General features: G+C 73.0%; 10 protein-coding genes. 4 read left to right on the top strand and 6 right to left on the bottom strand.

What is annotated here, in order from left to right; genetic code table 11:
• Nucleotides 1-111: 111 nt before the first annotated feature.
• The 3 genes from ACFRMQ_RS29700 to ACFRMQ_RS29690 all read right to left on the bottom strand — a co-directional run bounded on the left by ACFRMQ_RS29700 (nt 112) and on the right by ACFRMQ_RS29690 (nt 1,683).
• A complete protein-coding gene (locus ACFRMQ_RS29700) occupies nt 112-801 on the bottom strand; it encodes an SDR family oxidoreductase (protein WP_380733754.1) in 690 nt (229 codons plus the stop codon).
• A 13-nt stretch (nt 802-814) separates the two neighbouring features.
• Nucleotides 815-1,339 (bottom strand): TIGR00730 family Rossman fold protein, encoded by a 525-nt coding sequence (locus tag ACFRMQ_RS29695; RefSeq protein WP_380733753.1) that lies wholly within the window; start codon nt 1,337-1,339, stop codon nt 815-817.
• 146 nt (nt 1,340-1,485) lie between these two features.
• A complete protein-coding gene (locus ACFRMQ_RS29690; RefSeq protein ID WP_380733752.1) occupies nt 1,486-1,683 on the bottom strand; it encodes a hypothetical protein in 198 nt (65 codons plus the stop codon).
• 267 nt (nt 1,684-1,950) lie between these two features.
• Between ACFRMQ_RS29690 and ACFRMQ_RS29685 the strand changes: the two genes are divergently transcribed.
• Nucleotides 1,951-2,124 carry a hypothetical protein gene (locus ACFRMQ_RS29685; protein WP_380733751.1) on the top strand — a complete coding sequence of 58 codons (174 nt, stop codon included), beginning with the start codon at nt 1,951-1,953 and terminating at the stop codon, nt 2,122-2,124.
• Here the strand turns inward: ACFRMQ_RS29685 and mnmA are convergent.
• On the bottom strand, nt 2,114-3,250 hold the full coding sequence (mnmA, locus tag ACFRMQ_RS29680) for a tRNA 2-thiouridine(34) synthase MnmA (RefSeq protein WP_380733750.1): 1,137 nt from the start codon (nt 3,248-3,250) through the stop codon (nt 2,114-2,116). The two genes, ACFRMQ_RS29685 and mnmA, sit on opposite strands and share 11 nt — an antisense overlap.
• Nucleotides 3,251-3,308: 58 nt before the next feature.
• Nucleotides 3,309-4,490 carry a cysteine desulfurase family protein gene (locus ACFRMQ_RS29675; protein ID WP_380733749.1) on the bottom strand — a complete coding sequence of 394 codons (1,182 nt, stop codon included), beginning with the start codon at nt 4,488-4,490 and terminating at the stop codon, nt 3,309-3,311.
• A gap of 197 nt (nt 4,491-4,687) precedes the next feature.
• Here ACFRMQ_RS29675 and ACFRMQ_RS29670 point away from each other — a divergent pair, with 197 nt between their 5' ends.
• Entirely contained in the window at nt 4,688-5,458 is a 771-nt protein-coding gene (locus tag ACFRMQ_RS29670) for an IclR family transcriptional regulator (protein ID WP_380733748.1), read from the top strand.
• On the opposite strand, the gene ACFRMQ_RS29665 is transcribed toward ACFRMQ_RS29670, so the two are convergent.
• Nucleotides 5,364-6,023, bottom strand: coding sequence for a trimeric intracellular cation channel family protein (locus ACFRMQ_RS29665; protein ID WP_380733747.1), 660 nt, complete (start codon nt 6,021-6,023; stop codon nt 5,364-5,366). The two genes, ACFRMQ_RS29670 and ACFRMQ_RS29665, sit on opposite strands and share 95 nt — an antisense overlap.
• Before the next feature lie 126 nt (nt 6,024-6,149).
• Here ACFRMQ_RS29665 and ACFRMQ_RS29660 point away from each other — a divergent pair, with 126 nt between their 5' ends.
• Both ACFRMQ_RS29660 and ACFRMQ_RS29655 read left to right on the top strand, forming a co-directional pair.
• Nucleotides 6,150-7,466, top strand: a complete 1,317-nt coding sequence (locus ACFRMQ_RS29660; protein WP_380733746.1) for an acyltransferase family protein — start codon at nt 6,150-6,152, stop codon at nt 7,464-7,466.
• Nucleotides 7,463-8,797, top strand: coding sequence for an acyltransferase family protein (locus ACFRMQ_RS29655; protein WP_380733745.1), 1,335 nt, complete (start codon nt 7,463-7,465; stop codon nt 8,795-8,797). The genes ACFRMQ_RS29660 and ACFRMQ_RS29655 overlap by 4 nt, the downstream gene beginning before the upstream one ends.
• Nucleotides 8,798-8,976: the final 179 nt, after the last annotated feature.

Genomic DNA, 8,976 nt, shown 5'->3' with positions numbered 1-8,976 from the left:
GCGGCCGGGGCGGGGCGCGCACATCGGCCCGCGGGGGGCGGGTGTTTACCGGGGTTTTTGGTCCGACCCGGGGGGTGGTAGGGCGGCCCGCCCCACGCCCCCCGCGGCGCGCTACCGCCCGGGGCGGACGGTGATGTCGGTGATCTCCGCGTCCCGGGAGGCGTCCAGGGCGGCCAGGATCGCCTTGGCGACGGACTCGGGCTCGATCCAGCGGTCGGCGTCGTACTCCTTGCCCTCCTGCTGGTGCACCTTGACCTGCATCGCGGTGGCGGTGCGGCCCGGGTAGACGGAGGTGACCCGGACGCCGTTGGTCCGCTCCTCGGCGCGCAGCGAGTCGGCGAGCGCCTTGAGGCCGTGCTTGCTGGCCGCGTACGCCGACCAGTCGGCGTGGGCGTTCAGGCCCGCGCCGGAGTTCACGAAGAGCACGTGGCCCTTGCCGAGCCGCAGCGACGGCAGCAGCAGCCGGGTCAGCTCGGCGGGGGCGACCAGGTTGACGTTGAGCGTCTCCTGCCAGGCCTTGACGGTCAGGTCACCGACCGGGCCGAGCTCGACCATGCCGGCGACGTGCACCAGCGAGTCCAGCTTCACCGGCAGCTGCTGGTGCCCGAAGGCCCAGGACAGCTTGCCCGGGTCACCCAGGTCGCCGGCCAGGGTCTTCGCCCCGGGGAAGCGCTCGCGCAGCTCGGCGGCCCGACGGGCGTCGCGGGCGAGCAGCCAGAGCTCGTCCCCGCGCTCGGCGAGCTTCTCGGTCAGGACGGCGCCGATGCCGGAGCCGGCGCCGGTGATCAGATGTGCAGCCATGGAGTCGATCCTCTCAGGCCTTGAGCTGGGCGAACACCTCGGCGGGCGTGTCCGCGAAGGTGATCAGCTCGGCGAGCGGGCGGGGCAGGAAGCCCTCGGCGTCCATCCGCTCCATCTGGGTGCGCAGGCCCGAGTAGAAGCCCTCGGTGTCCAGGACGACGACCGGCTTCTCGAACCTGCCGTGCTTCTTGAGCTCCAGCACCTCGGTCACCTCGTCCAGGGTGCCCAGCCCGCCGACCAGCACGACGATCGCGTCCGCCCGGGCCGCCAGCTCCGCCTTGCGCTCCGACAGGTCCGCCGTCCACACCAGCTCGTCCGCGCCGACGTACGCCTTGTGCCGCAGCATCTCGACCATGACGCCGACGGCCCTGCCGCCCGCGGCCTTCACCTCGTCGGCGAGGAGGCCCATCAGCCCGGCGTTCGAGCCGCCCCAGACGAGGGTGTGCCCGCCCTCCCCCAGGAGCCGGGCGAACTCCGCGGCGGGGGCGGAGTAGCGGTCGTCGAGCGAGTACGCGGAGCAGAAGACGCAGATATTCATGATGCCGTCTGGTCTATCACGATCCCGGGATGGTGCTCACCGCCTTTACCCGGCGTACGGCACGACCTGCGGCTGTCGAGCCGCCCCGGCCGGAGCCCGCGGGCCGGCGGTTCCGGCGGGATGCCGGAGCACCGCCGACGGGTCCGTCAGCCCTCGACGACTCCCAGGATGCCGTCCTCGCGCAGGATCAGGTGCTCCTCGCCCTGGACGCTGCTCCCGGGAACGAGGTAGTTGCCGCTCAGCACCTTCCCCTCCTCCGGGGCGTCGGGCGCCGCCGGGTCCTCCTTCGCGGCCTGCTTGGCCTTCCACTCGGCCGCCTCGTCCTTCAAGGAGCGGATCTCCATGACCGCCCTCCGACTTCCGCGCACCCTCACGAGCTGACATGTCGTCACCCATGGTGACACCTTCACGCCCCGGGGGCCTGGCATCCGGAAGCCGACCCGAGTGATCATGACTGGCGTTCCGTCATACAGGCATGCCGAGGGGTCGATTGTGATGCTGGTCGACTGGCCCACCGAACCGTTCGTTCTCCGACCGCACCGTGAACCGTCCCACGCCGCGGCGGCCGCGAAGCCGGCCGAGTTCCGGCAGGCCGATCCGGTGCCCGGCGGGTGCGCCAAGGGCGGGATGGTCACCCGGCCCGACGGGACGAGGTCGAGGACGCCCACCGCTGGTGGGAGGGGCGCGGCTGCCCCGGGCCCGAGCGGTTCGGGCTGACGGTCACCGAGGAGGCGCAGTGGGCCTGGCTGGACCGGCCCGCACAGGTCCTGCCGTTCAGGCGGTGACGGCGGGGCGCTCCGTGGTGGCGATGGTGGCCGAGCCGACGACCCGCGTGCCGTCGTACAGCACGACCGCCTGGCCGGGGGCGATGCCGCGGACCGGGGAGTCGAGGCTGACCTGGAGGGTGCCGTCGACGACGGAGGCCGAAACCGGCACCTCCTCGCCGTGGGCGCGCAGCTGGGCGGTGTAGCGGCCGTCGGCGAGCGGCTCGGTGCCGCACCAGCGGGGGCGGATGGCGGTCAGCCCGGTGACGTCGAGGCCCTCGACCGGGCCGACGGTGACGGTGTTGTTCACCGGGGAGATGTCCAGCACGTACCGGGGCTTGCCGTCCGCCGCCGGGCGGCCGATCCGCAGGCCCTTGCGCTGGCCGATGGTGAAGCCGTACGCGCCGTCGTGCTCGCCGAGCTTGGTGCCGTCGGCGTCGAGGATGTCGCCGGGCGCGGTGCCGAGGTGCTTGGCCAGGAAGCCCTGGGTGTCGCCGTCCGCGATGAAGCAGATGTCGTGGCTGTCGGGCTTCTTGGCGACGGCCAGGCCGCGGCGCTCGGCCTCCTCGCGGATGGCTTCCTTGGTGGTGTCGCCGAGCGGGAAGAGCGAGTGGGCGAGCTGCTCGGCGTCGAGCACCCCGAGCACGTACGACTGGTCCTTGGCGGCGTCCACCGCGCGGTGCAGCTCGCGCGAGCCGTCCGGCAGGTCGACGATCCGGGCGTAGTGGCCGGTGCAGACGGCGTCGAAACCGAGCGCGATCGCCTTGTCCAGCAGCGCCGCGAACTTGATCTTCTCGTTGCAGCGCAGGCAGGGGTTCGGGGTGCGCCCGGCCGCGTACTCGGCGACGAAGTCGTCGATCACGTCCTCGCGGAAGCGCTCGGCGAGGTCCCAGACGTAGAAGGGGATGCCGATCACGTCGGCCGCGCGCCACGCGTCCCGGGAGTCCTCGATGGTGCAGCAGCCGCGCGCGCCGGTCCGGAAGGACTGCGGGTTGGCCGAGAGCGCCAGGTGGACGCCCGTCACCTCGTGCCCCGCTTCGACGGCGCGGGCGGCGGCGACGGCGGAGTCGACTCCGCCGGACATCGCCGCGAGCACGCGAAGACGGCCGGTGGAGGGAGTGGTCGGGGCACCCGGGAAGTCAGTCATGGTGACTACAAGCGTACGGGGCCGCCGAACATGCCCCGGCCCTCGGACAGGGCACGGGCTAGCGGCGGACCGAGGCCAGACCCGCGTTGCGCGCCCGCTGGACGACCGGCCCGATGGCCCCCGCCAGCGCCGCGACGTCCTCCTCGACCGAGGTGTGTCCGAGCGAGAAGCGCAGCGAGGCGCGCGCCAGCAGCGGGTCCACGCCCATCGCGAGCAGCACGTGGCTGGGCTGGGGCACCCCGGCGGAGCAGGCCGAGCCGGTGGAGCACTCGATGCCCTGGGCGTCCAGCAGCATCAGCAGCGCGTCGCCCTCGCAGCCGGGGAAGGAGAAGTGCGCGTTGGCGGGCAGCCGGCCCTCGGCCGACGGGTCGCCGTTGTACACCGCGTCCGGGACGGCGGCCAGCACCGAGGCCACCAGTTCCTCGCGCAGCGCGCCCAGGGTGACGGCGTGCCCGGCCCGTCGCTCCACCGCGATCGCCGCGGCGGCCGCGAAGCCGGCCGAGCCGGGGGCGTCCAGGGTGCCGGAGCGCACGTCGCGCTCCTGCCCGCCGCCGTGCAGCAGCGGTACCGGGGTGGCGCCCCGGGAGAGCAGCAGCGCGCCGATGCCGAACGGGCCGCCGATCTTGTGCCCGGTGACGGTGAGCGCGGTGAGGCCCGACTCGGCGAAGGAGACCGGGACCTGGCCGAGCGCCTGCACCGCGTCGGCGTGCACCGGGATGCCGTACTCGGCGGCCACGGCGGTCAGTTCGCGCACCGGCTGGACGGTGCCGACCTCGTTGTTGGCCCACATCACGGTGACCAGCGCGACCGCCTCGGGCGCCCGTTCGATCGCCTCGCGCAGCGCCTCGGGGTGCACCCGGCCGTATCCGTCCACCGGCAGGTACTCGACGTCGGCGCCCTCGTGCTCGGAGAGCCAGTGCACCGCGTCCAGCACCGCGTGGTGCTCGACCGGGCTGCACAGCACCCTGGTCCGGGCCGGGTCGGCGTCCCGGCGGGACCAGTAGAGGCCCTTGACCGCCAGGTTGTCGGATTCGGTGCCGCCGCCGGTGAACACGATCTCGCTCGGGCGGGCGCCCAGGGAGTCGGCCAGCGACTCGCGGGACTCCTCGACCACCCGGCGGGCGCGGCGGCCGGCCGTGTGCAGGGCCGAGGCGTTGCCGACCACCCCCAGGTGCGCCGTCATCGCGGCGATCGCCTCGGGCAGCATCGGCGTGGTCGCCGCATGGTCCAGGTATGGCATAACGAACCGATTGTAGAGCGCGGCACCGCGCGCCCATCCAGGCCTGCGCACCGATCCGGCCACCGGCCGTACAGGCCACCGCCGGACGGCCGCGCGCGCACCGCCACCGGACGGTCGCGTCCGGCACCGGTTTACGCCTCCGCGCCACCCAGCGGTTAGCCTGACGCCACCAGTCAGCCGGATCCACGGGATACGCCATGTCGCAGTCGGTCGACCGCGCGCTGACCCTGCTCGACGCACTCGGCGACGCGCCGCTCTCGCTGGAGCAGGCCGCCAGCAGCCTCGGGGTGCACAAGTCCACCGCCCTGCGGCTGCTGCGCACCCTGGAGGAGCACGGCTTCGCCCGCCGCCAGCCGGACTTGCGCTACCGGATCGGCGGCCGGGTGCTCTCGCTGGCCCACCGCGCGCTGGAGGACTTCGACGTCCGGCAGGTCGCCGCGCCGTACCTGGCCGCGCTCGGCGCCCGCAGCGGCCTCACCGTCCGGCTCGCGGTGCTGCACGACGGCGAGGTGCTGTACCTGGACGAGGTGGCCGGGCCGCCGGGCGCCGAGCCGTCCCGGATCGGGCGCCGGGCCCCGGTCGAGGGGACGGCGGTCGGCCGGGTGCTGCTCGCCGGGCTCTCCGAGGGCGGGGACGGGGGCGAGGAACCGGAGCTGGCCGCGGTGCGCCGCCGGGGCTGGGCGGCCGAGTCCTGCGAGCACCGGGAGCCGGTGACCTGTGTGGCCGCGCCGGTCGCGGGCAGCGGCGGACGGACGGTCGCGGCCTGCGCGTTGAGCGCCCCGGCGAGCGAGGTGCCGCCGGCCGCCCTGGCCCGGATGGTGCCGGAACTGCTCTGCACCGCCGAGGCGATCTCGCTCGCGTACGGCGGCTCGCCTACTCCTCGTTGGTGCGAGAACCGTTGCGGTGCCAGGCCCGCGGTGCCCGCCAGCCGTACCGTAGGGCGAGCATCCGCAGCCCGAAGGCGGTGAGCGCGGCGGCGGTGCCGGTCGGGCCGGTGAGGTGGTCGGTGGCGATCAGCAGCGCGACCACGGTGGCGCCGACGAGGGCCGGGACGGCGTAGATCTCCCGGTCCCAGCGCAGCAGCGAGGGGATCTCCCCGGCCAGCACGTCGCGGATCACGCCGCCGCCGGCCGCGGTCACCATGCCGAGGGCGATCGCCGCGACCGCGCCGAGCCCGAAGTCGTGCGCCTTGGCGGTGCCGGTGACGCAGAACAGCCCGAGCCCGAGCGCGTCCAGGGTCTGCACCGCCCGGTTGATCCGCTCGACCTCCGGGTGCAGGAAGAACACCACCAGCGCGGCGGCCAGCGGGGTCACGAAGTAGCCGAGGTTGGTGAAGGCGGCGACCGGGGTCGCCCCGATCACCAGGTCGCGCATCACACCGCCACCGAGTGCGGTGACCTCCGCCAGCACACAGATCCCGAAGATGTCCATGTTCTTGCGGACGGCGAGCAGGCCCCCGGAGAGGGCGAAGACGAAGATGCCGACGAGGTCCAGCGACTGCTGCACGTCGGACGGGAAGAGCTGGGATGTCACCGTCCATGTGTACCCGATCTCCCGGAAGCTCCGGTGAACGGCCACCATTCGCATCCGAACGACCGTTCGGGGCCCGACGGGCGCCGGTCGCCCGCCCCGCCGGACGGTTTCCGCTAGCCTCCGGCTGTGAAGCTCGCACTGCCCGGATCGTCCCCGCGGTCCACGTCCCCCGCCTCCGCCAGGCTCGGCTGGCTCGACGCCCTGCGCGGCATCGCCGCCCTCGCCGTCGCCATGCACCACTTCGGGCTGCTCGACAAGATCCCGTACGGGGACCGGGTGCCGCCGTACCTGGATCTCGGCTTCTTCGGCGTGATGCTGTTCTTCCTGGTCAGCGGGTACATCATCCCGGCCTCGCTGGAGCGGCGCGGCGACGTCCGGGCGTTCTGGACCGGACGGATCTTCCGCATCTACCCGGCGGTGGCCGCCGCGGTGGTGGCGAGCCTGCTGGTGCTGCCCCGCGACGACCAGATCGTGCAGGGCTTCACCTTCGACCACCCGGCGCTGTCGCTCGCCGCCAACGGCCTGCTGCTCCAGGACCTGCTGGGGGTGCCCAGCGCGCTCGGGGTGATGTGGTCGCTCGCCTACGAGATGGTCTTCTACTACTTCGTGTCCGCCCTGTTCGTTCAGGGGTGGCACCGGCACAGCGCCCCCGTCGCGGTCGGGTTCGCCTCCGTCGCCCTGCTGCTCGGCGCCTGGCTGCCGATCAGCACCCTCTCGGTGAGCCTGGAGGCGTCCGGGCACCTGGTGGTGGCCGCCGGGATCGTGGTGCTGATGGCACTGGCCTGCATCGCCACCGCCCGCCCGGACCTGACCCGGTGGGGCGCGCTGCTGCTCGGCGGGCTGGGCCTGGCGCTGATCACGCTGAACAGCCGCTCCACCGGCTTCGAGACCATGCTGATCTTCGCGACCATGTTCGCCGGCACCGTGCTGTACCGGCTGGAGCACTGCCAGATCGACCGGCTCCCGGCCCTGCTCTGCTGCGCCTTCGTCGTCGTCTCCGGTGCCGCGGTCGGCTACCTGTACAACCGCGACACGGCGCTGTGGCACACCTGGACCCCCTCGTGGAAGTCCTTCTCCTTCGCCTACCTGGCCGCCTGGGCGCTGTTCGCGGGCGCCATGCTGCTGCGCCACCGCCGCTTCCCGCGCTGGCTCAGCGGGTTGGGCACGATCAGCTTCTCGGTCTACCTGCTGCACGGCCCGCTGATGTTCTTCATCGGCTGGAAGCTCCGGACCCACCCGCTGCCGTTCGCCGGGCCGAAGGGGCAGGCCGTCCTCACCCTCGGCTACCTCGCGGCGCTCGTGGTGCTCTCCTACCTCTCGTACCGGCTGGTCGAGATCCCGTTCCAGAAGCTCGGCCGCACGGTGGTCAGGGCGCTGAACCGACGCTTCCCGGCGGCCGACGGGGACCCGGTGGAGAGGGTTCCGCTAGCCTCCCGCGTGTGAAGCTCATCGAACGCGCGTCCCCGCGCCGCACGAACGCCCGCACCGCCGCGGGCGGCGCGGCCGATGCCCCGTCGAGGCTCGGCTGGCTCGACGCCCTGCGCGGCATAGCCGCGCTCTCGGTGGCGATCTACCACCTGGCCCTGCCGTTCGTCTGGCTGAACGCCAACCACGTGCCGCGCTACCTGGACCCGGGTGTCTTCGGCGTGATGCTGTTCTTCCTGGTCAGCGGGTACATCATCCCGGCCTCGCTGGAACGGCGCGGCGACGTCCGGGCGTTCTGGGCGGGCCGGTTCTTCCGGATCTACCCGGTGGTCGTCGTCACCGTGGTGCTGAGCCTGCTGATCCTGCCGCGCGGCCACACGGTGATCCAGGGCTGGGCCTTCGACCACCCGCTGCTCACGCTGGCGGGCAACGGGCTGATGGTCCAGGACATGATGGGCGTCACCAACGTCGTCGGGGTGATGTGGACCCTCACCTACGAGATGATCTTCTACTACTTCGTGACCACGCTGTTCGTCCGCGGCCGGCACCGGCAGAGCGCCCCGATCTCGATCGCCTTCGCGGCCGCCGCGCTCGTCCTCGGCGCCTGGCTGCCGCTCTCCACCCTCACCGGCAGCGGGCTGCCGGCCACCCGGAACCTGGTGGCCGCGGCCGGGATCGTCGTGGTCGCCGCGATGGTCTGCGTCTTCACCGGCCGGGCCGACCTGACCCGCTGGGGCGGCACCCTGCTCGGCGGGCTGGGCCTGACGCTGATCCTGCTGAACAGCCGGGCAGCCACCTTCGAGACCCTGATCATCTTCGCCACGATGTTCGCCGGCACCGTGCTGTACCGGCTGGAGCGCGGGCAGCTCGACAAGGTCCCGGCGCTGCTCTGCTGCGCCTTCGTGCTGACCTCGGGCGTCGTCTCCGGCTACCTGTACAACCGGGGCCCGGCCCTGTGGCACACCTGGACCGAATCCTGGAAGGCGTTCTCCTTCGCCTACCTGGCCGCCTGGACGGTGTTCGCGGCCGGCATGCTGCTGCGCCGCCGACGGTTCCCGCGCTGGCTGACCTGGCTCGGCACGATCAGCTACTCGGTGTACCTGCTGCACAACCCGGTCATCCACGCGATGGACTGGCTGCTGGAGGGGCACGAGCCGTTCGAGTCCTGGCAGGGCCGCGGCGCGCAGTTCGTCGCCTTCATGGCGGCGCTGCTGCTGATCAGCCACCTCTCGTACCGGCTGGTCGAGATCCCGTTCCAGAAGCTGGGGCGACGGGTGATGAAGGCCGTCGACCGCCGCTTCCCGCGCGAGGCCGAGGAGAAGGCGGCGGCGACCACGGCGACGGCCTGAACGGCGCCGGCCCGAACGGCGAAGCGGCCGCCCTCCCCGGAAGTCCGGGGCGGGCGGCCGCTTTCGCGTCACGGTCCTCAGGAGGCCGAGGGCGCCTTCACGGATGCCTTCCCGGGCGCGTTCCCGGGCGCGTTCTCAGGCGCGTTCTCCGGGAAGTGGCACGCCACCTCGTGCCCGGT

The sequence above is a fragment of the Kitasatospora sp. NPDC056783 genome (genome assembly GCF_042789895.1).
In the GTDB taxonomy this organism is placed as follows: Bacteria; Actinomycetota; Actinomycetes; order Streptomycetales; family Streptomycetaceae; genus Kitasatospora.
The sequence above is the reverse complement of the archived record's forward strand: the minus strand, read 5'-3'. Positions and strand labels throughout refer to the sequence as shown.

Excerpts from the sequence above, each read along its gene's own strand:
- ACFRMQ_RS29700 (WP_380733754.1), bottom strand. The coding sequence starts at position 801 with ATGGCTGCACATCTGATCACCGGCGCCGGCTCCGGCATCGGCGCCGTC.
- ACFRMQ_RS29670 (WP_380733748.1), top strand. The coding sequence starts at position 4,688 with ATGTCGCAGTCGGTCGACCGCGCGCTGACCCTGCTCGACGCACTCGGC.
- mnmA (WP_380733750.1), bottom strand. The coding sequence starts at position 3,250 with ATGACTGACTTCCCGGGTGCCCCGACCACTCCCTCCACCGGCCGTCTT.
- ACFRMQ_RS29675 (WP_380733749.1), bottom strand. The coding sequence starts at position 4,490 with ATGCCATACCTGGACCATGCGGCGACCACGCCGATGCTGCCCGAGGCG.
- ACFRMQ_RS29690 (WP_380733752.1), bottom strand. The coding sequence starts at position 1,683 with ATGGAGATCCGCTCCTTGAAGGACGAGGCGGCCGAGTGGAAGGCCAAG.
- ACFRMQ_RS29695 (WP_380733753.1), bottom strand. The coding sequence starts at position 1,339 with ATGAATATCTGCGTCTTCTGCTCCGCGTACTCGCTCGACGACCGCTAC.